The 23,089-nt window shown below is 56.0% G+C and carries 19 protein-coding genes; 14 read left to right on the top strand and 5 right to left on the bottom strand.

Features of this window, described 5'->3' with window-relative positions; genetic code table 11:
* Positions 1-50: 50 nt before the first annotated feature.
* The 5 genes from ACK2JC_RS12760 to ACK2JC_RS12740 form a co-directional block, all read right to left on the bottom strand.
* On the bottom strand, positions 51-1,220 hold the full coding sequence (locus ACK2JC_RS12760; RefSeq protein ID WP_092362851.1) for an NADP-dependent malic enzyme: 1,170 nt from the start codon (positions 1,218-1,220) through the stop codon (positions 51-53).
* A gap of 12 nt (positions 1,221-1,232) precedes the next feature.
* The gene (fumC, locus tag ACK2JC_RS12755; RefSeq protein WP_320937781.1) at positions 1,233-2,597 is read right to left on the bottom strand and encodes a class II fumarate hydratase; all 1,365 of its coding nucleotides are present in this window, start codon (positions 2,595-2,597) and stop codon (positions 1,233-1,235) included.
* 78 nt (positions 2,598-2,675) lie between these two features.
* Complete coding sequence (locus ACK2JC_RS12750) at positions 2,676-3,269, bottom strand: FumA C-terminus/TtdB family hydratase beta subunit (RefSeq protein WP_092362847.1); 594 nt, start codon at positions 3,267-3,269, stop codon at positions 2,676-2,678.
* A 32-nt stretch (positions 3,270-3,301) separates the two neighbouring features.
* Positions 3,302-4,186 (bottom strand): fumarate hydratase, encoded by an 885-nt coding sequence (locus ACK2JC_RS12745; protein ID WP_118755715.1) that lies wholly within the window; start codon positions 4,184-4,186, stop codon positions 3,302-3,304.
* Positions 4,187-4,212: 26 nt separating this feature from the next.
* Positions 4,213-5,577: an MmgE/PrpD family protein gene (locus ACK2JC_RS12740; RefSeq protein WP_368271078.1), complete on the bottom strand. Its 1,365-nt coding sequence runs from the start codon at positions 5,575-5,577 to the stop codon at positions 4,213-4,215.
* A gap of 266 nt (positions 5,578-5,843) precedes the next feature.
* Between ACK2JC_RS12740 and ACK2JC_RS12735 the strand changes: the two genes are divergently transcribed.
* From ACK2JC_RS12735 to ACK2JC_RS12670, 14 genes are all read left to right on the top strand, one after another.
* Positions 5,844-6,545 carry a FadR/GntR family transcriptional regulator gene (locus tag ACK2JC_RS12735; protein WP_007708214.1) on the top strand — a complete coding sequence of 234 codons (702 nt, stop codon included), beginning with the start codon at positions 5,844-5,846 and terminating at the stop codon, positions 6,543-6,545.
* A gap of 42 nt (positions 6,546-6,587) precedes the next feature.
* A complete protein-coding gene (locus ACK2JC_RS12730) occupies positions 6,588-7,130 on the top strand; it encodes a MarR family winged helix-turn-helix transcriptional regulator (protein ID WP_092362841.1) in 543 nt (180 codons plus the stop codon).
* 273 nt (positions 7,131-7,403) lie between these two features.
* The gene (locus ACK2JC_RS12725; protein WP_118755717.1) at positions 7,404-8,573 is read left to right on the top strand and encodes a MalY/PatB family protein; all 1,170 of its coding nucleotides are present in this window, start codon (positions 7,404-7,406) and stop codon (positions 8,571-8,573) included.
* 25 nt (positions 8,574-8,598) lie between these two features.
* Entirely contained in the window at positions 8,599-9,651 is a 1,053-nt protein-coding gene (locus tag ACK2JC_RS12720) for a tripartite tricarboxylate transporter substrate binding protein (RefSeq protein WP_227169722.1), read from the top strand.
* A 57-nt stretch (positions 9,652-9,708) separates the two neighbouring features.
* Complete coding sequence (locus ACK2JC_RS12715) at positions 9,709-10,146, top strand: tripartite tricarboxylate transporter TctB family protein (protein WP_276851685.1); 438 nt, start codon at positions 9,709-9,711, stop codon at positions 10,144-10,146.
* A gap of 12 nt (positions 10,147-10,158) precedes the next feature.
* Positions 10,159-11,670 (top strand): tripartite tricarboxylate transporter permease, encoded by a 1,512-nt coding sequence (locus ACK2JC_RS12710; RefSeq protein ID WP_092362834.1) that lies wholly within the window; start codon positions 10,159-10,161, stop codon positions 11,668-11,670.
* Positions 11,671-11,763: 93 nt separating this feature from the next.
* Positions 11,764-12,645, top strand: coding sequence for a LysR family transcriptional regulator (locus tag ACK2JC_RS12705; RefSeq protein WP_368271079.1), 882 nt, complete (start codon positions 11,764-11,766; stop codon positions 12,643-12,645).
* Between the two features lie 162 nt (positions 12,646-12,807).
* Positions 12,808-14,067, top strand: coding sequence for a pyridoxal phosphate-dependent aminotransferase (locus tag ACK2JC_RS12700; protein WP_368271080.1), 1,260 nt, complete (start codon positions 12,808-12,810; stop codon positions 14,065-14,067).
* Entirely contained in the window at positions 14,064-15,248 is a 1,185-nt protein-coding gene (locus ACK2JC_RS12695) for a mandelate racemase/muconate lactonizing enzyme family protein (RefSeq protein WP_118755721.1), read from the top strand. Before ACK2JC_RS12700 ends, ACK2JC_RS12695 begins: the two co-directional genes overlap by 4 nt.
* Before the next feature lie 376 nt (positions 15,249-15,624).
* Entirely contained in the window at positions 15,625-17,187 is a 1,563-nt protein-coding gene (locus ACK2JC_RS12690) for an AbgT family transporter (RefSeq protein ID WP_107435048.1), read from the top strand.
* Between the two features lie 70 nt (positions 17,188-17,257).
* Entirely contained in the window at positions 17,258-18,724 is a 1,467-nt protein-coding gene (locus tag ACK2JC_RS12685) for a Sapep family Mn(2+)-dependent dipeptidase (RefSeq protein ID WP_368271081.1), read from the top strand.
* Between the two features lie 20 nt (positions 18,725-18,744).
* Complete coding sequence (locus ACK2JC_RS12680) at positions 18,745-19,821, top strand: M24 family metallopeptidase (protein ID WP_368271082.1); 1,077 nt, start codon at positions 18,745-18,747, stop codon at positions 19,819-19,821.
* Positions 19,822-20,162: 341 nt separating this feature from the next.
* Positions 20,163-22,010: a TRAP transporter permease gene (locus ACK2JC_RS12675; RefSeq protein WP_118755724.1), complete on the top strand. Its 1,848-nt coding sequence runs from the start codon at positions 20,163-20,165 to the stop codon at positions 22,008-22,010.
* A 28-nt stretch (positions 22,011-22,038) separates the two neighbouring features.
* Positions 22,039-23,070 (top strand): TAXI family TRAP transporter solute-binding subunit, encoded by a 1,032-nt coding sequence (locus ACK2JC_RS12670; RefSeq protein WP_320937340.1) that lies wholly within the window; start codon positions 22,039-22,041, stop codon positions 23,068-23,070.
* The last annotated feature ends 19 nt before the right edge of the window (positions 23,071-23,089 follow it).

The following is a 23,089-nucleotide window of genomic DNA, read 5'->3' as shown; positions in this document are numbered from 1 at the left end:
ACCATCTAAAACGCGGCGTCATCTCCTGTGCTGCTTTGCCGCCCCGCGCCTTATATCCGGGCGATCCCTTCCTCCACCGCGGTGTCGGCAACCGCCTTCGCCACAACGGCTGCCACACCCTTGTTTAAGGGAGAGGGGATAATGTTCTCGGCGTTCAGCTCCTCGTCCGGAATCATGCTGGCGATAGCGTAAGCCGCCCGCTGTTTCATGGTCTCGGTGATCTCCTTGGCCCGCACGGAAAGCGCGCCCTTGAAGATGCCCGGGAACACCAGCACGTTGTTGATCTGGTTGGGGAAGTCGGAACGCCCGGTGCCGATCACAGCGGCTCCGCCGGCCTTGGCCTCGTCCGGCATGATCTCCGGGGTGGGGTTGGCCATGGCGAATACGATTCCGTTATTCATGGAAGCTACCATCTCTTTGGTGACCAGGTTAGGCCGGGACACGCCCACAAATGCGTCTGCGCCCTTTAAGGCATCGGCCAGCTTGCCGTGCTCCCTGTTCAGGTTGCTGATGTGGGAAATCTCTTCCTGACCTGCGTTTAATCCCTCGTCGCCCTCGCAGATGATGCCGTTGATGTCGCACATCACCACATTTCCGAAGCCCATGCTGATCAGCAGCTTGCCGATGGCGATTCCGGCCGCGCCCGCGCCGTTGATGACGATCTTGATCTTACCCATCTCCTTGCCGGTGACCTTGATGGCGTTGATCAGGGCGGCGGCAACCACGATGGCGGTGCCGTGCTGGTCGTCGTGGAACACGGGAATGTCGCAGAGCTCCTTTAAGCGGCGCTCAATCTCAAAGCATCTGGGGGCCGCAATGTCCTCCAGGTTGATTCCGCCGAAGCTCTTGGAGATCAGATGGATGGTCTGGACAATGGTGTCCGTGTCCTTGGAGTCGATGCAGAGCGGGAACGCGTCCACGTCCGCAAACTCTTTAAACAGCACGCATTTGCCCTCCATCACGGGCATGCCGGCCGCGGGGCCGATGTCGCCCAGGCCCAGCACGGCGGTGCCGTCGGTGATCACCGCCACCAGGTTGGAGCGGCGGGTCAGCTTGAAGGACTGCTCGTAGTCCTTTGCGATCACCCGGCAGGGCTCGGCCACGCCGGGGGTGTATGCCAGAGATAAATCGTCTCTTGTCTCAATCTTTTTGCGGGATACGACCTCGATCTTTCCCGCCAGTTCATAATGCATATCCAGTGAAGCTTTGTTAACATCCATGGTTTTGTCCTCCTATACCATCTGCTCGGGTTTAAACACCTCGTCAAACTTTTCCGCGGTCAGAAAGCCCAGCGCAACGCAGGCTTCCTTCAGGGAAATGTTCTCCTTGTAGGCCTTCTTCGCCGTCTTTGCCGCGTTCTCGTAGCCGATATGCGGGTTCAGACAGGTTACCAACATCAGTGAGCGGTGCAGGTTCTCGTCCATTTTCTCCTTGTTGGCCTTGATCCCAACCGCACAGTTGTTGTTGAAGGAGACCAAAGAATCGGACAGGAGGCGCACGGACTGCAGGAAATTGTAAATGCAAACAGGCATGAACACGTTCAGCTCAAAGTTGCCCTGGGACGCGGCCATTCCAACGGCCACGTCGTTGGCCATCACCTGCACGGCGACCATGGTGACGGACTCGCACTGGGTGGGGTTCACTTTGCCCGGCATAATGGAGCTGCCCGGCTCGTTCTCCGGAATCAGAATCTCGCCCAGGCCGCAGCGGGGGCCGCTGGCCAGCCAGCGGACATCGTTGGCGATCTTCATCATGTTTGCCGCAAGGCCCTTTAAGGCCCCGTGGGCGAATACCAGCTCATCCTTGCTGGTCAGGGAGTGGAATTTGTTGGCAGCAGTCTTGAAATCCTTGCCGGTCAGCTCGGAAACAGCATTTGCCACCTCCACGTCAAATCCCTTGGGCGCGTTTAAGCCGGTGCCCACGGCTGTGCCGCCGAGAGCCAGCTCACGCAGGCCCGAAAGGCTCATTACCAGCATCTCTTTAGACTTCTCCAGCATGTTTTTCCAGCCGCTGATCTCCTGGGAGAATGTGATCGGAGTGGCATCCTGAAGATGGGTGCGCCCGGTCTTGATGATTCCCTCGTTTTCCTTCATCAGACGGTCAAAAGTTCCGATTAAAAGATCGATGCTTGGAAGCAGTTGGTCTTCAATGGATACCGCCGCAGCGATGTGCATGGCTGTGGGGAACGTATCGTTGGAACTCTGGGACATGTTGGAGTGATCGTTTGGATGCAGAAGCTTTTCTCCTGCGATTTCGTTGCCGCGGTTGGCAATCACTTCGTTGACGTTCATGTTGGACTGGGTTCCACTGCCTGTCTGCCATACGGCCAACGGGAAATGCCCGTCCAGCTTGCCGGCAAGTATCTCGTCACAGGCCTGGGAAATCAGGTCCAAACGCTTCTCATCCAGCTTGCCCAGGCGGTTGTTGGCCATAGCCGCCGCCTTTTTTAAAATTGCAAACGCCCGGATGATTTCCATGGGAATCTTTTCGATTCCGATCTTGAAGTTCTCGAAACTTCTCTGGGTCTGCGCGCCCCAATAACGGTCCGCGGGAACCTGCACTTCGCCCATTGAGTCATGTTCGATTCGAAATTCCATAGTTTCACTCCTCCCAAATAATATAAACGGTTTTACGGCAGCAGCTGCCTCACTAGCTGCTGCCGTATATGTGATGGATTAGTCCTCCGGATAAATCTCATCCAGTTTCTTTAACGCTGCTTCTTTTAAGTTCTTGTAAATGCTGTTCTGATGGGTGTCCATGCCGACCACAAGGGGGCCGAACTCAACTGCTTCCAGATCCCAAAGGGCTTCCGGCATACCCATCTCGAACCAGGTCACGTCGTAAACGGACTTGATTCCCTGGGCCAGCTTCGCAGCGCAGCCGGGAGCTGCCTGAAGGTACACGTAACCGTACTTCTCGCAGGCGTCCAGAGTGCCCTTCTCCATGCCGCCCTTGCCGATCACGGCCTTGATGCCCATCTTGCCCACAACGTCGGCGTGGGGCTCCATGCGGATGCTGGTGGTGGGTCCGATCACGTTCAGACGCCAGGAACCGTCCTCATTCTTCAGGCAGACGGGGCCTGCGTGGAAGATAGCGGCTCCGGTAAAGTCCTTGGGAAGGGGCTGGCCTGCGTCCAGCAGCTCACGGATCTTTAAGTGCCCCATGTCTCTGGCGGTAAAGATGTGGCCGGTTAAGTATACCACATCGCCGATTTTCAGCTCACGAACGTCCTCTTCCTTCAGAGGCATTGTCAATACTTTCTTATCCATAAGACAGATCTCCTTTATATGTATATTCGTTATTACAGTAATTTCTCGATGCGGCCGTCGTTGTAGATACGGATGCCTGCGCGTCTTGCCACCCAGCAGTGGAAGTTGATGGCTACGGGAGCGATGGCGGTATGGGTTGCGGCTCTGCCGATCTTCACGGCCAGACATACGGTGTCGCCGCCGGTTCCGGCTGCGCCAAGGCCCAGGGAGTTGATGTTGTCTCTCAGCTCATCTTCCAGGCGGGCCAGTAAGGGATCGGGGTTGGTGTCGTCCCACTTGCGGGTACTGATGGCCTCACGGCTCAGCTTGGAAGCTACGTCCATCTGGCCGCCGATGCCGATGCCGATACCGAAGGGAGGACAGGGCTTGCCGCCCGCGTTGATGGCGGTCTCCAGGACAAAACGCTTTAACCCCGCAAAATCCTGGTTCAGCTTTAAGTTGGCGGTGGTGAAAATCTTCATGGCGTTGCCAAGCTCCGCGCCGCAGCCCTTGAAGCTGATGATGAAGTCCACGTACTCCTGGCCCGGATGGTACTGGTACTCGATGTTGGGAACGCCCTCGCCGGTGTTGTTGCCGGGATTGTGGCGGGTCAGCGGATCCACGATGCTGGGACGCAGATAACCCTTGGTGGTCGCCTCTCCCAGCGCCTCACAGATCACGTCGTGGGCATAGGACGGGAAATTGTCGTCGCCGTAGGAAATCCAGGTGGTGGGGTAGCCCGGGGACTGGCACACGGCCTTGTCCTGCGCTTTTGCGATATCCAGGTTATCCAGCATGGAAGAGAGCATGCTCTTGGCGGTATCGTTTGTCTCGCGGTCCAGAGCGGCCTGAACCAGTCCCTTTACATCCGCGGAAATCTCCGTGACGGCGCGGATGCAGGCATCGTGCATGGCAGTTTTAATGAGTTGATTGTCCATAGTAGAACCTCCTTATAGTAAAAAAGTTAATTAAAGATTTCATTGATATCCTGTATGGTTTCCAGGCGATGAAGCCTGTCTAACAGCTTGGTAACGCCCTCTTCGCCGATCATATCCTCGGTCAGAAGCCGGAATTTGCGGTCCGCCATCTCCCGGTCAAAGGGATTCTTGAAGTCGCCGATGGGGTAATCCACCTGCTCGGTGATGGTCTCGCCGTTTTTCAGGCAGATGGTCAGCCGGTGGGACCACTGGTTGGGGTCCTGCTTGAACTCGTCGTCCAGCTCCTTGTTGACCTTCACCTTGATCTTCTCCATCAGGGCCCTCACGGCCGGGTTGTTGATGTTCTCCACCGTAAAGGTGCGGTCGCTCAAATCCTTTAACACGATGGCCGCGGCGATACAGAACTGAAGGCTGAATTTAGCCGCGTAGGGATTCTCGGGGTAGGGATTGTTGGTGGTCTGCACCGCGGTGCTGTAGGTGTCGTCGGTGATGGACACGATCTCCTCCGGGTCCAGCGCGTGGGCGGAGAGGATCTTCTCGATGCAGTAGTTGGCGGAGTGGGTGTGGCGGCAGCAGGCGTAGGGCTTGAAGGAATTCTCCTCGATGCGGTAGCCCTCGTTGAAGCCCTTGGTCAGGCTGTCCAGGTCCGGCTCAGGCGCCAGGGCGTTCACAAACGCGCGGTCGCCCTCCAGGATGGTGGGGGCTCCGGTGAAGCCCAGCTTTGCCAGCTCGGCGGAGCGCAGTCCGCAGAGATTGGCGTTGGCCGTGTGCAGCACCTTGCTCATGGAACCGCTGGCCAGGAATTCCCACAGTCCGGCGGCCTGGGTGCCCGCGGAGCCAAGGCAGTTGACCATCTGCTCCTCGTCAAGGCCCAGAAGCTTGGCGGCGGTCACGCCCGCGGCGAATGCGCCGACCACTCCGGTGGTATGCCAGTACTTATAAGAGGAAGGGTTGATGGCCTCGCCGATCCTGGCTCCGGCCTCGTACCCGGCGGCCACGGCCTCGATGATCTCCTTTCCGCTCTTGCCCAGCTGCTGTCCCAGGGCGAAGGCGGTGGGAACCGTGATCACGGCCAGGTGGGTGATGCTTGCGTTATGTACGTCGTCCATGTCCATCACATGTCCGAATACCGCGTTGAGAGCCGCGGCCTGCTCCACGGTCATCTGTGCGAAGCCCGGCTGGAAGGTGGAAGCCTGGGGCGCCGTGAGCTTCCCGGAGTAATACTCCTTCCAGATTCCGGATTCCTTCTTGGCGGAGCCTGCGATGGCCACACCGATGAAGTCTTCGATGCACATTTTCGTGATGTCCACCGTGTGATCGCTGAATTTGGAAACGTCCATACCGCAGAGATAGGCGGCCAGGCAGCGGGTCTGTTGGGTTGTGGTTTCCATGAATGGGACCTCCTTATCTGTTTGGTATACCGAAAAAAGATGGGGTTAAGGGTGGTATACCATTACGTTTCCTATAGAATACCACATATACAGACAAAAGGAAAGAGCTAATTTGAAATTTATTTATGCAAAGTTAATAAAGTATCGGATTGTAAACTATTGACAACTTTCTGCAATTCCTGTATTCTAAAAAGAGCGGTATACATAAATAGGAAAACGTGTATACAAAAACAGCATGATACTGGGATAGAAGGGGACCGGAGCATATGGAAAAGAAGGCGTCATCCAATAAATATTATGAAACGATACTGGACTGGTTTAAGTCGCAAATCATGTCCGGAGAGTTAAAGGAAGGGGACACCATCCCTTCAGAGCGGGAGCTTGCGACCCGATTTGGGGTCAGCAGAGTGCCGGTGCGGGAGGCGCTTCGCATTCTGGAGTATATCGGCATCGTCTCCAACACGGCGGATGGGATGACGGTTCAGAAGGTGGATATCCAGCTCCTCAACCCCAAGGCGAATTTCGCCACGGACATCACCATGGAAACCATTGAAAATTTGTTCGAAGTGCGGATTTTCCTGGAGTCCGCGGCTGCCTACTACGCGGCCAAACGCCGGACGGACGAGGACATCCGGCTGATGCACGAGTCGATCCACCAGATGCTCGAAGCCATCGACAGCCAGAGCAAGGACGACGAGGCCATTATCAAGGCATCCCACGACTTCCATTTCCATGTGATCGAGGCGGCCAAAAATCCGGTGCTCTCCAATATGTACCGGAACCTCTACGACCTGCTGGAGATTTCCAAGCAGTATACCATGAAGCCCACAGAGGTATCGGACGCCACGGTGATGGACCACGAGGCCATTTTATATAAGATCGAGAGCGGGAACGCGGACGAGGCCAGCCGCTACATGAAGTTCCACTTAAGCCGCGCTATGAGGAAGCTCAATCCGGAGGAGGAATAATCCGTTTTAACGTGAGAATAAAGGACAGCTAAGGGAGGCAATATGGCGGAGCATCATACACGAAAAAATTACAGCAACGTGGAGGCGGTTGACATCCTGCATCAGGTGGCGAACCTCTACATTTCCACTAAGATTCCCCAGGACTACGGGACCGGAGAGGAGTACACTTCGGTTGAAGTACATACATTAAAGCACATTGCGGACAATCCGGGCATCACGGTGACCGAGCTGGCCCGGGATTACGCCAAGACCAAGGGCGCGATCTCCCAGATTTTGAAGAAGCTGGAGGCCAAGTCTCTGGTCTACCGCCAGTCCGACCCTGCCAACGACAACAAAGCCCTGCTCTACCTGACGGAGAAAGGCCGCCTTTTGGACCTGGCCCACCGGAGGTACGACGCGGTCAGCTTCGGCGAATCCATGGACCAGGTGCGCACTCAGTTCTCCGAGGAGGAGGTGGACATCGCGTTCAGCGTTATGGAGGCCTGGCTGGGGGTGCGGCGCGAGGTGCAGCAGAAGCGCCTGGAACGGCAGAAACAAAAGAAGAAGGAACAGAAGCTCGCGGGCGGTCCGGGAACAAGAACGTAACGGAACACAGCGCAGAAAGGGGGGATTTCCGGGTCAGACTTTATTTTCTTAAGTCGGTGACAAAATGCCGGAAAGTCCCCTTTATTTCATTAAGATATGAAATTGTCACATGGGATACCGGCATGGTATCCCCTTTTTAATGTAATTTACGACAAAACCCTTTTTTATTTTTGATAGAAAATGACAAAAATGCTTAATTGTATCTTGACAGATACATAAAAAAGGTTTAGAATCTAAACATGAACTGGTGAGTGGTATACCACAAGAGGAGGTATGATCGTGAATTTAGTACATGATTTTGACGAAGTTGTAAACAGAAGGGGCACTGACTCGAAGAAGTATTCGGTTTATCCGGAAGACGTAATCCCGATGTGGATTGCGGACAGTGATTTCAAGGCTCCCCAGCCGGTTGTGGACGCTCTGGTCGAGCGGGTGCAGCAGGGGGTGTACGGATATACACCTGTCAGCCCCAGACTGAAAGCGGCGGCTGCCAAGTGGCAGGAGACCAGATTCGGATGGGAAGTAAACCCGGACGCGGTTGAGTTTGTACCGGGCGTTATCTCCGGCGTGATCAGCGCAGTGCGCGCTTTAAGCCATCCGGGCGACAACATTGTGATCCAGACTCCCTGCTATCCGCCTTTTACCGATCTGTCCGAGCACAACGGAAGACATCTGCTGCGCAACGAGCTGATCTTAAAGGACGGCCGCTATGAGATCGACTTTGAGGACTTTGAGGCCAAGGTGAAGGACCCCAGAACAAAACTGTTCATCCTTTGCAACCCCCAGAACCCCACCGGCCGCGTGTTCACCAGAGAAGAGCTGATCCGCTTAGGCGAGCTGTGCCTGAAGTACCATGTGACGGTGCTGTCCGACGAGATCCACAGCGACCTTGTTTACAGCGGCCACAAGCACATTCCCTTTGCCAGCATTTCCAAAGAGTTTGAGCAGAACACGATCTCCTTCATGAACCCCAGCAAGACCTTCAACCTGCCGGGCTTCCGCACCGCAGCCTTCATTGCCGCGAATCCGGTTCTGAAGAACGCAGTGCACGACATGGTTGTGAACAACAAGGCCATTGGCGAGAACATCTGCGGAACCGTGGCGTTCTGCACCGCATACGAGCAGTGCGCGTACTACGCGGATCAGATGGTTGCGTATCTGGAGGAAAACCGCAATCTTGTGGAAGAGACCTTAAAGGACGTGGACGGCATCGACGTGATCCATGCGGAGGGTACATATCTTCTGTGGCTGGACTGCAGAAAGCTGAATATGAGCCAGGAGGAGCTGGACCGCTTCTTCGTGGAGACGGTAAAGCTGGGTCTTAACAGCGGCAAGAGCTTTGGTCCCGAGGGCAACGGCTTCCTGCGCATGAACATTGCATGTCCGCGCAGCACGGTCAAAGAGGCCATGAACCGTATTGTAACAGCAGTAAAAGCTTTATAATTTTTCAATATAAGGAGAGAGACATATGAAAAAGAGAATGGTAGCATTGTTATGCGCAGGTCTGGTAGCGGCTTCTTTAGCTGGATGCTCCAGTAAAAAAGCGGACGCTCCCGCAGAGCCGAAGGCAACCGAGGCTGCGGGTTCTGAAGCAGCAGGTTCCGAGGCGGCAACCGAGGCGGCTAAGGCCAACACCGACTTCCCGAAGAAGAACATCAAGATCATCGTTCCTTACGACGCAGGCGGCGGCGTGGATATCACCACCCGTATTCTGGCTGAGGCTGCCGGTAAAGATTACTTTAACGGCCACTCCCTGATCGTTGAGAACATGGCGGGCGGCGGCGCCGTAATCGGACAGACCGCAGTTGCCAACGCGGATCCCGACGGTTACACCCTGCTGGCTTACACCAGCGCGGTTGTAAACAACCCCCTGTTAAAGGACGTAACCTTTAATCTGGACAGCTTCAAGACCCTGGGCATGGTTTGCTTCGATCCCGAGATCCTGGTAGTGCCCCCGAACTCCCCGTACAAGACCTGGGAAGAGTTCGTTGCCTATGCTAAGGAGAACACCGTTAAGCTTGCAACTCCCGGACATTCCACTTCTCACCACATCGCAGCGATCCAGCTGGCGAAGGAGTATGGCCTGAAGTTTGAGTATCTGCACAACGACAGTGCTTCCGTACAGATGCAGCAGCTGATGGGCGGCCACTGTGACGCAGCTATGATGGCAGCCGGCGAGACCGTAAGCCAGATTGGCGACGGAACCATCATCGGACTGGCTGTAGGCGCTGAGGAGCGCGTTGCCGATATTCCGGACGTGCCCACCTTCTTAGAGTTAGGCGGCACCATGGTGAACGGCGCATTCCGCGGATATGCCTGCCCGGCCGGCGTACCGGACGACGTATACCAGGTACTGTGTGAAGAATTTGATAAGATTGCAACTTCCGATAAGTTCATCACCGGCATGAAGGACGCTGCGATCCCGTATTCCTATAAGAATGCAGCTGATTTCCAGGCGTATGCAAATCAGTGCTACAAAGATATCGAAGCTCTGGTTCCGGAGCTGAAGGGGTCCAAGTAATAGCTTTTAGGAGGCGCCCGATTCAGGGCGCCTATATTTTCGCTGGGAGGTGCAGCAATGAATAAGAAGCAATTAATCATTGAGCTGGCGATGCCTATTGTATTTGCCCTGATTTCGATTTACATCATTGTAAAGGCCATTCCAATGGAGGGAGAGGGAGTTTTCCCCATTATGTCGGCGGGTGTTCTTTTAATCTGTGCAGCTTACCTGTTCTTTGAGACGCTCGTCAAAAAGGAAGAGGTTGTCAAGCTGGAAGGTGTAAACCTGGGAAAAGTAGGAATCACGCTGCTGGCCCTGATTGTGTATGTGGTACTTTTAAAGAAAATCGGTTACATCATCGATACGTTCCTGTTATGCGTATTTATTATCCGCTCTCTGGGATATAAAAAGATTGGCATTACCGTACTGTGCGCCGCCCTGGCGGTGTGTGCGACATTTTTCGTGTTTAAGGTGTTATTGTCGGTACCGTTACCGATGATATTCCTTGATTTTTAAGGAGGTGGGAAGATGAGTGGTATATTATTAGGCCTTGGTCAGCTGTTTCAGCCCATCGCGCTGATCGCGCTTCTTGCCGGCGTTGTGATCGGACTGATCGTGGGATCTCTGCCTGGTTTGAATGACTCCATCACCATGGCGGTGCTGATTCCCATCACCTTCGGCATGGAGCCACAGGTGGCGATCTGCCTGTTGGTTGGTATCTATTGTGCTTCCGCCTGCGGCGGTTCCGTTCCCTCTATTCTGTTAAAGATTCCGGGAACTGCCTCCGCTACGGTAACCGCCTACGACGGTTATCCCATGTCCCAGCAGGGACGCAGCGGTGAGGCGCTGGGTTACGCGATTTCTTCCTCCACCTTCGGAGGACTGACCAGTGCCATCGTGCTTCTGTTTCTGTCTCCCTTCCTGGCGAGACAGGCTCTGAAATTCGGCCCGCCCGAGTATTTCATGCTGGCAGTTCTGGGTATGAGTACCGTAATCGGTATGGCCGGCAAAAACATTGTGAAAAACATTCTGGCCATGGCTGTGGGTCTGATCTTCAGCTGTGTGGGAATGAGCCCCCAGACCGGTCTGGCCCGCTTTACATTCGGCCAGGTGAGCCTGATGGACGGTATCTCCCTGATCCCCATGCTGATCGGTCTGTTTGGTATCACCTCCATCCTGGAGATGATCGAGAGCATCCGTTCCAAAACCGCGGGTGTGGACTTCAAGGAAGAGGTTAAGAAGGAATATCAGAAGGTTAAGGTGACTCTGCCCAACAAGGAGATGGCCAAGCGCCTGCTTCCCACCTGGGCCCAGTCCAGCTTAATCGGTAACGTAATCGGTATTATCCCCGGCGCGGGTATGATCATGGCGATCTTCATGGCCTACGACCAGGCTTCCAGACGCCATCCGGAGCTGGAATTCGGTACCGGCGTGCCGGAAGGCATCGCGGCTCCTGAGGCTGCTAACAACGCGGTGGTTGCCAGCTCCATGGTTCCCCTGCTGAGCCTTGGCGTTCCCGGAAACTCCACCTCCTCTCTGTTCCTGGGCGCTCTGACCATCCAGGGCCTGAGAACCGGCCCGTCCCTGTTCAGGGATACCCCGGATATGGCTTACATGATCATTTTAGGCTTCATCGTGGCCAACATCATCATGCTGCCGCTGTGCATGTTCTACTGTAATTTCCTGGCTACCGCCGTGCTGCGCTTAAAACGCGAAATCCTCAGCGGAATCGTGCTGGTGCTGTGCGTGACCGGCGCCTTCGCAGTGAGCAACAACATTTTCAATATTTACATCATGATCTTCTTTGGCTTTATTGGATACACCTTCAATAAGTACAAGATCCCGCAGTCGCCGCTGATCCTGGCTTCCATTCTGGGAAGTATGATGGAGAACAACTGGACTCAGAGTATGGTGTTTGCGGACGGCTCCCTGAGCGTGTTCGTGACCAGACCGCTGAGCTGCGCGCTGCTGATTTTGTCCATTATCTTTATCGGAATGCCGCTTGTGAAGCGCTTCAAGGCAGCCAAAAAGACAGCTTAATTTTAAATCTTATGGGGAGAGTTTCCATCGTTTGGGTGGGGGCTTTCCCTTTTTGATTGGATTCGGAGAACAGTTTCGGGAGGGGGAGTGCGTGTGAAGATCAATCAGATGGAATATTTTGCCCAGGTCTGCCGCCTCGGCACAATTACGCGGGCGGCGAAGGAGCTTCATGTTTCCCAGCCCAGCGTCACCGCCGCCATCCACGAGATGGAGAAGGAACTGGGGGTCAGCCTGTTTTACAGGAGGAACAATAAGCTCTATCTGACCGAGGAGGGGAATCTTGTACTGGACCGGGTCGTAGATATTTTGAAGGATGTGGAACGGCTGGACCGGGACCTGAAGGGATTTGTGGGCACAAAAAACCTGATCCGGCTTGGGGTTCCGCTGCAGATCGGAGCCTGTCTGCTGCCGCTGCTGTTTGGAAAGTTCAGGAAAATGAACCCGGAGGTCAAATTAGAGATTCAGGAGAGCGGGGCGATGGATATTGTGCGGTCTCTGCTGGAGGACCAGCTGGACATGGCCATCGTATCCGTGGATATATCCAGGCAGTGGGATGTGTCGTGGACGCCGCTGTACCAGTCGGAATTCTGTTTCTGCGTGGCGGCGGGGCATCCGCAATCGAGTCTGGATTCTATAACCTTTGAGGAGGCGTGCAGGCAGCCGCTTGTGGCATTCAAGGAAGGTTTTTATGTAAATGAACGGATCAACCGCCAGATGAAGGAGTGCGGCGTAACGCCGGAGATTCTGCTGCGCACAGAGCAGCTTCATACCGTCAAGAATCTGGTAGTCCATGGAGGCTGCGGGGCGTTTCTGCTGAAGGAGGCGGTTCTGATGGATCCGCTGATCCGGCCGATTCCCATGAATCCGCCCATGCCCGCGCAGATCGGAGTCATCACCCGCCGGGATAGGCCCGTGTACAGTGATTGCAGGAAGATGCTCTCGTTTATTAAGGAAGAATTTGCAGGGAGAAACTGAGATCCCCGGTCTGAGGGTATAAAAAAAGACTATCGGCCTATAGAAAAGCCATATTTTACAGAGAGCTGCTGGGAATATATAATTAAGAACATACAGACTGTTATAAAAATCCGGACGATGCTGGAAAAGCGTGGATGGGGAAATGGAGAAAGGAAGCAAAGAATGAAGTATCTGACATTGGCGGGGCATGCCGAGAGGGAGTACGCCCCGGACAAGATTTTCGCCGCCAGCCAGAAGGCCAAGGCGGCTATCGCTCAGTTTGGCGGGGATGCGGTGATCAATTCCACCCTGGGGGAATGCCTGGACGAGGATGGGAAGCTGATGGTGCTGCCCACGGTGGAGCGGATGATTCGCACCATGCCCGTGGAGGAGATTTGCAGCTACGCGCCCATCGGCGGGATACCGGGCTTCAACGAGGCGGTGCAGATTTCCCTGTTCGGGCAGGCGAGCGAGCGGTTTTTCGTGGAATCCGCGCCCACCCCCGGGGGCTGCGGCGCGCTGCGCCACGCGGTTTGGAACTTTTTGGAAAATGGGGACGCTATGCTGACCACGGACTGGTTCTGGGGCCCCTACCGGAATATCTGCGAGGAGCACGGCCGCAGGCTGGAGACGTTCCCCATGTTCGATGAGGAGGACCGGTTTAACTGCCCGGCCCTGGAGCAGGCTCTGGGCGGGCTTCTGGAGCGTCAGAACCAGGTGCTTCTGGTGCTCAACACTCCGGCCAACAACCCCACCGGCTACTCCATGACCCCTGAGGAGATGGACCGGGTGGTGGAGATGATCCGCCGCTTCGGCGCGCTGTATTCGGACAAGAAGATCACCTTCTGCCTGGACGTGTCCTACATCGATTTTGACGATACTTTTGAGAATACCCGCAGGATTTTCGACTGTATCCGCGACATGCCGGAGAACGCCATGACTCTGGTGGTGTTCAGCATGTCCAAGAGCTACACCATGTGCGGCATGCGCTGCGGCGCGCTGGTGTGCCTGGGCGAGACGAAGGAAGCGGCGGAGCGGTTCAAGGCCGCTATGTCCTATTCCTCCCGGTCCGTGTGGTCCAACGTGGTGCGCATGGCCCAGCGGATTCTGGTGGACATCAACCTGAACCCGGAGGTGAAGTGCCAGGCGGACGCGGAACGGGAGAAGTTCCGGGATCTGATCAGCCGCCGGGGGGAGACTTTCCACGGCGAGGCGAAACGGGTGGGCTTAAAATGCTGTCCTTACAAGCACGGCTATTTCATCGCAATCCCCTGCAAAAATCCGGCTAAAGCGGCGGAAATTCTCTGCGGGGACAACGTGTTCGTGGTGCCCCAGGCCCGGGGGCTGCGCTTCTCGCCCTGCGCCGTGACCACGGAGAAATGCCTGAGAGCGCCGGAAATCATCAGGCGCGCCATTGAAAAATCGGAGGAGGAAACAAAATGAAGATAACGGATGTTAAGGTTGTACCGGTCAATAAATTTCTGTTTGTCAAGGTGATGACGGACGAGGGGATCACCGGACTGGGAGAGTCGGGGGATTGGGGATTTCTGGAATCCTCAGCGGAGGTGATCAACTCATTCCGGGAGTATCTGATCGGCCAGGACCCGCTGCGCATCGAGCACCACTGGCAGTATATGTACCGCTGCTTCCATTTCCGGGGAGCCGCTGTGATGGGGGCGCTGAGCGCCATCGACATCGCGCTGTGGGACATCGCGGGTAAATTCTACGGGGTGCCGGTCTACCAGCTCCTGGGCGGAAAATGCCGGGACACGGTGCGGGTGTACTCCCACGTGTCCGGCGGCAGCTTTGAGGAGCTGATGGAGAGCTGCCTGGCGGAGAAGGAAAAGGGCTTCACCGCCATCGGCCACCTGTCCCCGTTCCTGGACGAGCCCAGAAATACCCGCTATTTTGAGACCTACGCCAGAAAGATCAGCAGCGGAGTGGAGCGCATCGGCAAAATCCGCGAGGCCGTGGGCCTGGACGTGGACCTGTGCATCGAGAACCACAGGCGGTTAAACCCGGCGGAAGCCGTGGCCCTGGCGGCCCAGCTGGAGCCCCTGCTGCCCATGTTCTATGAGGACCCGATTCTGCCGGACAACTTCGACTCCATGGCCTGGGTGGCCCAGAAGATCCGCATCCCGCTGGCCACCGGCGAGCGCATCCACACGCCCCAGGAGTACCAGATGCTGGTGAAGCGCCAGGCTCTGGACTACCTGCGGGTGAGCATCTGCGTGTGCGGCGGCTTTACCGGGGCGAAAAAGATCGCGGCCATCGCCGAGGCAAACCAGATCGGAATCATCCCCCACAATCCGTTAAGCCCGGTTGCGACGGCGGCCTGCATCCAGTTCGACGCGGCCACCCCCAGCTTCACCATCCAGGAGTACCCGGACCCGGACGGCCCGGCGGCCCACGCCCGCTTTGTGTTCGAAAAGACCGGCAAGTCCGCGTTCCGCGCTTCGGATATCGTGAACGTTATGCCGGAGTGCAGGGACGGATTTTTGGTGGTTCCCGACGCGCCGGGAATCGGCATCGAGCTGGTGGAAGGGGTCGAGGAGAAATTCCCCTTTGAGAGGCGTAAAGTGGTGACCCGCCTGACGACGGACGGGGCGGTAATGGATCAGTAACCCAATAAAAACAACGACATGCTGTCGGATCGCCGGTTGGAAGAACGGCGGTCCGGCGGCATTTTTTAACTTCAGGGAAAATGTGCGGGAACCGATTGCGCCGTATGCCTGAGAATGAGCGCGGGCATGGCCTGTCGCCGGAGATTGATAAAAAATTATGTATTTTATATAAAAATTTTATCGATGAAATTTATAAATTGTTAAAATATACTTGACTTTTTTCTTTACAAACATTAAAATTTAGTTAAGATGTTTAGTCTCTAAACGAATGAGGGGTTCCTTGGGGACTGGCATTTTATTTTTATCCTTTTTCCGGTCGCAGATGTGCGCGCGCCTGTCGCTTGGAAGGAGGAAACAAAACGAGTAGGAGGTATGTATGGAGAAGACGAAGGTAAAAAAGAAGTCATTTGTGCTTAGGTGCCTGGATGGAATCGAGGTAGTCGGCAACCGGCTTCCGCCGCCAATGATGATTTTCATCTTTCTGGCAGCGGCCATCATCGTGATCTCAGGGATTGGAACCGCGCTGGGGTGGAGCGCCACGGGAGAGGTTTACAACACAAAATCGATGCAGATCGAGGAGACCACGATCAATATCGTAAACCTGTTCAGCGTCAGCGGCCTGCGGTACATGCTCAGCAATGTGATCAACAACTTCATGGGTTACAAGTCGCTGGGAATGATGCTCACCATTATGTTTGGTATCGGCATCGCGGAGTATTCCGGCTGGCTCAACGGCCTGATCCGCAAGGCCGTACAGATTACCCCCTACAAGCTGGTGACGCCCATGGTGGTGTTCATCGGAGCCATGAGCAACCTTGCCGAGAACGCGGGCTACGTTCTGTTCGTGCCCCTGGCGGCGATGATTTTCAAGGCTTGTAAGAAGCATCCTCTGGCCGGTATCGCAGCCGGATTCGCGGGCGTGTCGGGAGGCTTTGCGGCCAACCTGATGATCAGCTCCGGCGACGCCGTGCTCAGCGGTTTCTCCGACATGGCCGCCAAGATTATGGATCCCAACTACAACGTGGTGGCTTCCTGTAACTATTTCTTTATGGCCACTTCCGTTTTCCTGATCGTGATCATGGGAACCTTTGTGACGGAGAAGATCATCATCCCCAGACTGGGCGAGTACAAGGAGAACGGGGACGGCACTCTGATCGAGGAGAGCGCCGAGATGAGCGCCAAGGACGAGAAAGCGTTAAAGATCGCCAACTTCGTGTTCCTGGGCATCATCCTCTTCATCGCGGTTTCCTGTATTCCGCAGAACTCCTGGCTGAGAAACCCGGAGACCGGCAGCCTGATCGACGGCTCCCTTCTGCTGGACGCCATCGTTCCGCTGTTCACCATCCTGTTCTTTGTTCCCGGCCTTGTTTACGGAAGAATTTCCGGCAAGTTCAAGAACAGCAGGGATCTGTTCAACGGCTTCAGCAACTCCATGCGCACCCTGTCCGGGTTTATCTGCGTGGCGTTTGCGGCTTCGCAGTTTATCAATTACTTTAACTACACCAACCTGGGAAGAATTCTCTCCATCAACGGAGCGAATGTCCTCCAGGAGCTGAACATCGGCCCGATTCCGCTGATGCTTGTATTTATTTTTGTATCCGGGTTTATGAACCTGTTCATGACCTCGGCTTCCGCGAAATACGCGATTTTCGCGCCCGTGTTTGTGCCGATGTTTATGACGTTGGGAATCTCCCCGGAGCTGACCCAGGTTGCATACCGGATCGGCGACAGCTGCACCAATATTATTGCGCCCGTACTTTCCTCCCTGCCGATCATTCTGCAGGCGATGAAGCGCTACGACAAGGACAGCGGCTTTGGAACGCTGGTTTCCTGTATGCTTCCCTACACCGTGGTGTTTATGGTTTCCTGGTCCATCATGCTGGTGATCTGGATGCTGTTAAAGCTGCCGTTGGGACCCGGCGCGTATATCTATATGTAATTTAAAATGTGATACATACCGCAAGTACGCCCTTGGCGTACTTGCGTCAGTTAAAGACCAAGGAGGTTTTATGGATAAGGATTTATGTCAGAAGATCAGGGAATGGGTCGACGCCCACGAGGAGGCGGTTATTTCCGACGTCAGGCGGCTGGTCTCCATCGGCAGCGTGGCGGAGCTTGACAGCAGCGTCCCGCCCTATGGGCAGGCCTGCCGGGACGTGATGGAGGAATACTGCAAAATCGCCGTGGAGCACGGCTACCGCTGCACCAGCTACGACGACCGGGTGATCCGCGTGGACACCGGGGAGGGGGACGGCCAGCCGGATATCGGCATCTGGAACCATCTGGACGTGGTGCCGGCAGGGCACGACTGGAAATATGAGCCCTACGGTCTGACGGTGGACGGCGGCTGCATGATCGGCCGCGGCGTGAAGGACAACAAGGGGCCCGCGGTAGCCGCCATCTACGCAGTCCGGTGCCTTCAGGAATTGGGCGTGGAGCTAAAGCACAAAATCAGTTTCTACGCCGGTCTGGAAGAAGAGAAGGGGATGACCGATATCCACTGGCTCACCGACCATCAGGTGGAGCTGCCGAAGATGAACATCGTTCTGGACAGCCGCTACCCGGTCTGCCACGGCGAGAAGGGGATTCTGGGAATCACCGTGGCCAACAAAAACGCGCTTTCCGGGAACATTTTAGAGATTCAGGGCGGAGAGAGCGAGAATTCCGTGGCGGGGCGGGCCCGTATGGTGGTCAAGGCCGCCTGGCCGGTACAGGCGCCCGCTGGACTGCCGGACTGGCTGTCCATATCCTGGGAGGCCGGAAAGCTGACCATCGAAACCAGGGGCCTGTCCAAGCACGCGGCCCACGCCGAGGGCAGCGAGAACGCCATCCACAGGCTGTTCTGCGCGGTCAGCGGGAGAGAACCGTCCTGCAAGGCCCTGCGGGACCTTCTGGGGGGCTCCCTGGACAAAGACACTCTGAAGCTGTTTGAGGCCTGCGCGGACATTTCCGCCGGGATCTACGGGGACGGCCTGGGGATCGCAGCGGAGGACGGAATCAGCGGCAGGCTCACGGCGGTGGCTTCCCTGGTGGCCCTGCGGGATCATATTTGCAGCCTGACCTTCAACATCCGCTATCCCATCACCATGAAGGAGCACAGCGGCCTGGTTGAGAAGATCGGCGCCACGGCGGCCGGACTTGACATGGAGGTGGCCTCCTGTTTCGGCAAAGCGCCGGGGTATTTCCCTGCGGAGCACCCCATGATCGAGTCTTTGATGAACACCTACAATGAATTTTTAGGGCGGGACGAGAAGCCGTTCACCATGGCGGGGGGAACCTACGCCCGGCTGCTTCCGAACGCCTTCGGCTACGGCTTCCGGCTGGTGCCGGAGACTGCGTACCCGGAGGGCCTCATTCCGGAGGGGCACGGCGGTTCCCATTCCGCCGACGAGGCGGTGCCCGTGGAGCTTTATAAACAGCAGCTGACCCTCTTCATCCTTTCCCTGGCGGAAGGGCAGAAGGTGGAGCTGTCCTGACAAAATGCGAGGAAATGAATATGAATGACAGACGAGTTGACCGGGTATTGGCGCGGCTTCAGGAACAGGGTGTGAGCCAGATGATTCTCACGGACCCCAGCTCCATATTTTATCTGACCGGGAAGATGATCACCCCCGGCTCCCGCCTGCTGGCCCTTTACATAAGCGGGGAGGGGAACCACCGGTTGTTTGTGAACCGCCTGTTCCCCATGAATGAGGACCTTGGGGTGGAGGTGTGCTGGTTTTCCGACACCGACGACATCTGCCGGATGATGGCCGATTGTACGGACCACGGACTGGCTTTGGGCGTGGACCGGAAAATGACCGCGGAGCACCTGCTGGCCCTCCAGGGGCTGGGCGCGGGCAGTTCCTACGTCAATGGATCCGGCTGCGTGAACCAGGTCCGCGGCCAGAAGGACGAGGAGGAGCAGCGGAAAATGATCGAGGTCTCCGCGATCAACGACCGGGCCATGGAGCAGTTTAAAAATCTGGTGAAGGCGGGCGTCACGGAGGAGGCCCTGGCCAGGCAGGTGGAGCTGATCTACAAGTCCCTTGGAGCCGACGGAAACTCCTTTCAGCCCCATATCGCCTTCGGCGCAAACGCCGCGGACCCGCACCACAGGCCGGACGGCACAGTCCTTAAGGATGGGGACTGCGTGCTTTTCGACGTGGGCTGCCGCAAGGACTATTACTGCGCGGATATGACCAGGACCCTTTTCTACAAATATGCGGACGACGAGGCCAGGAAGGTGTACGACACCGTTCTGCGGGCCAACCTGGCCGGGGAGGCGGCGATTCATCCGGGCGCGCGCTTCTGCGACATCGACCGGGCGGCCAGAGGCCTGATTGAGCAGGCCGGATACGGGCCTTACTTCATCCACCGCCTGGGCCACTCCATCGGCATCGACGTTCATGAGCCGGGGGACGCCAACACGGCCAACACTGATCCGGTTCTGCCCGGAAACGTGTTCTCCTGCGAGCCGGGCGTCTATCTGGCGGGTCGTGTGGGAGTCCGCATCGAGGATTTGTGTATGGTCACGGAGGACGGGGTTCAGATTTTAAATCACTACCCCAAGGAACTGCAGGTGATCGATTGACAGGCAGGGCAACAGAGATTACTATAAAATTAACATAGGAAAACGGGAATGTCCCCGGCGGAGCTGTTCGAAAAGCAGCTCTGCCGGGGATTTTTCTGTCTGTCTGCGGGGGTTTTGGTTTTGAGGCGGGTGGATGGGGAAAATATTATAGTACAATGCTATAGTTAAAATGTGAATTTGGTATTGGACGAAAGACGGCATATTAACTATAATACAAGCAAATTAGACGATAAAAAAGCAAAATATATAAAAAAATATCATAAATTCAAATCAATCCGGTAAAAAAAGTAAATTGATAGTAAAAGATGCATAATTACCATACAAGATAAGGAGGAAAATCTATGTTAAAAAGGCTATCGTTCGCGCTGGCAGTGCTGTTCTGCATCTTCCACTGCTGGACGGCAATGTTCGGGGCTGCGGCCGGGATCGGGCAGAAGGCGATCCATCTGGGCCTGGTGCTGATCATCTTCTTTTTGGACTACCTGGCGCAGGAGGACCGGAAGTGGTACTGCCGGGTGATGGACGCGTTCTTTATCCTGGCGTCGGCGGGCAGTCTGATCTACATCATGTCCATCGACAAGACCATCGACCTGCGAAGCGGCATGATCTACACCTACGATATTTTATTCGGCGTGCTGTTGATCATCACTCTGATCGAGGCCACCCGCCGGGCGGTGGGAAAATCCCTGGCCATCGTGGTGGTCTGCTTTATCGTCTACGGCTTCATGGGACAGCACATGCCTGGATTCCTGGCCCATGTGGGGATGGATATCACCCGGATCACCAGCGTGGTGTACCTGGGCACGGACGGGATTTACGGCACTGCGATTTATGCCTCGGCCAGCTATATCGTGCTGTTTGTCATTTTGGGCGCGGTGTTCAATGAGACGGGGGTTGGCGATTACTTCACCAAGCTGGCTTCCAGGGCCTTCGGAAAGTTCCGGGGCGGCCCGGCCAAAATCGCGGTGGTGGCCAGCGGCCTTTTCGGCTCCATCAGCGGCAGCGCCATCGCCAACGTGATCGGGACCGGCACCTTCACCATTCCCATGATGAAGAAATGCGGTTTTGAGGACGAGTACGCCGCGGCAGTGGAAGCCTCGGCGTCCACGGGTGGCCAGATCATGCCGCCGGTCATGGGCGCGACGGCCTTCCTGATCGCAGAGTATCTGGGAATCCCCTACTTCGACCTGGTGAAGGCGGCGCTGATTCCCGCGGTGCTGTTCTACGTGGCGATCCTTATGACCGTGGACCTGTACGCCAGAAAGAACAACATCAAGGGCGTGCCGGAGAGCGAGCTGCCCACCTGGAAGGAACTGGTAAAAAACGTGTACCTGATCCTTCCGCTGATCTACCTGATCGTATCCATGAGCGTGTTTAAGATGTCGGTGACGAAATCAGGTATCACCTCCATTATCGCCACCATCGTCTGCACCCTGTTTTCCGCCAGAAACCGGATCACCCCGGATAAGCTTAAAAAGATTGTGAAGGCCTCCATCAACGGGGCCAAACCCGTTGCCATCGCCTGCGGCGTGGTGGGAATCATCATCGGAATCGTCATGGGGTCCGGCCTGGGCTTCCGCATGTCGTCGGTGTTGATCCAGGTGTCCAATGGCCATCTGGGAATCCTGCTGGTGCTGACCATGGTAGTGTCCCTGATCCTGGGAATGGGCGTGCCCACCACGGCAGCCTACCTGATGCTGGCGCTGCTGGTGGTTCCGGCGTTAAAGCAGATGAACGTGTTGCCCCTGGCGGCCCACCTGTTCATTTTCTACTTTGGAATCATTTCCAACGTGACTCCGCCGGTGGCTCTGGCGGCCTACGCGGCGGCGGGAGTGGCCCGCTGCAATCCCACCAAGACGGGCGTGTTTGCATTTAAACTGTCCCTGTCCGGGTTCATTTTACCGTTCATGTTCGTGTACAATCCGGTGCTGCTCATGCAGGGCGGGGCGCTGGAGATTATACAGTCGTTAATCACCGCGCTGCTTGGAATCTACAGCCTGTCGGCCGCGCTGGAGAAGTTCGTGTTCAAGTGGAACATCAACCAGGCAGAGCGATTGGTACTGCTGGCGTCGGCTCTGCTGCTCATCATTCCGGGCACGATCACCGATCTGATCGGATTTGCCGTGCTGCTGGGGATTTTCCTCATCAAGACGGCGGAGGAGAAAAAAGGAAACTATGCAAAGGCATAAATTATATAAGGAGAAAAGGAGAAACGATATGAAAAAAAGAGTTGCAACCCGCGTGATGGGTATGGTGTTGGCAGGTGTATGTTTGCTCTCGGCAGCCGGATGTTCCAACCAGCCGGTGGGCGCGGCCTCAGGGGGAGGCGGCAGCACGGTGGCGGCTGAGACCCAGGCCTCGGGGGGAGGCGGCAAGGTGACCATCCGCATTGGCGGCGGTCCCAGCTCCAGCGCCAACTACACCACCTTTGCCGGAATCGGCAATCTGATCACCCAGGACCACCCGGACTATCTCATCAACACGGAGATTTCCACCGGCTCCCAGGAGAACATCCGCATGATCCAGAGCGGCACCGTGCAGTTCGGCGTGGCCATGACGGACGTGGAGGAAGCGGCGTTTAAGGGAACCCGGGAATTTGAGGGAAGCCCGGTGGAAATCTGCCATGTGATGGGCGGCTACACCACCATGCTGCACATGTTTGTGCCCAAGGATTCGGACGTGAACTCCATCGGGGATTTAAAAGGTAAGAAGCTGGCGGTGAGCAAGGGCGCGATGGCCCAGTATTACATGCCCATTCTGCTGGAAGCTTACGGGCTGACCAAGGACGACGTGCAGATCACCGAGACCGCGCTTCAGGACATCTGCGACGCGGTGAACGACGGTAACGCGGACTTCGGCGTCCATATCACCCCCTTCACCAGCTCCCCCATCGCGGACCTGGCGGCGACCAAGGGCATCAAGCTGCTGTCCATCGACGAGGAGCACATTGAGAAGATTTCCAGCGAGAACCCCTTCTTCTACAAGAGCGTGATCCCGGGCGGCACCTACACCGGAGTGGACGGGGACACGGTGGTTCTGGGCACCAGAAACAACCTGATCTGCGCCAAGAGCGTGGACGACGAGATCGTGTACAACGTGGTGAAATCCATCATCGAGCACCATGACGATCTGGCCGACGTACATCCCCAGGCAAACCAGTTTAACAAGGAAAACGCCGTAGAAGGCGCGCTGATCGACATTCATCCCGGCGCTGTGAAATATTACAAGGAAATCGGCATCATGAACTAATCTGTAATGTGCGAGGTAA

Source organism: Enterocloster lavalensis (assembly GCF_046603895.1).
GTDB lineage: Bacteria > Bacillota > Clostridia > Lachnospirales > Lachnospiraceae > Enterocloster > Enterocloster lavalensis.
Note: the sequence above shows the minus strand (reverse complement) of the source record. Positions and strands in the feature narration are given on the sequence as shown.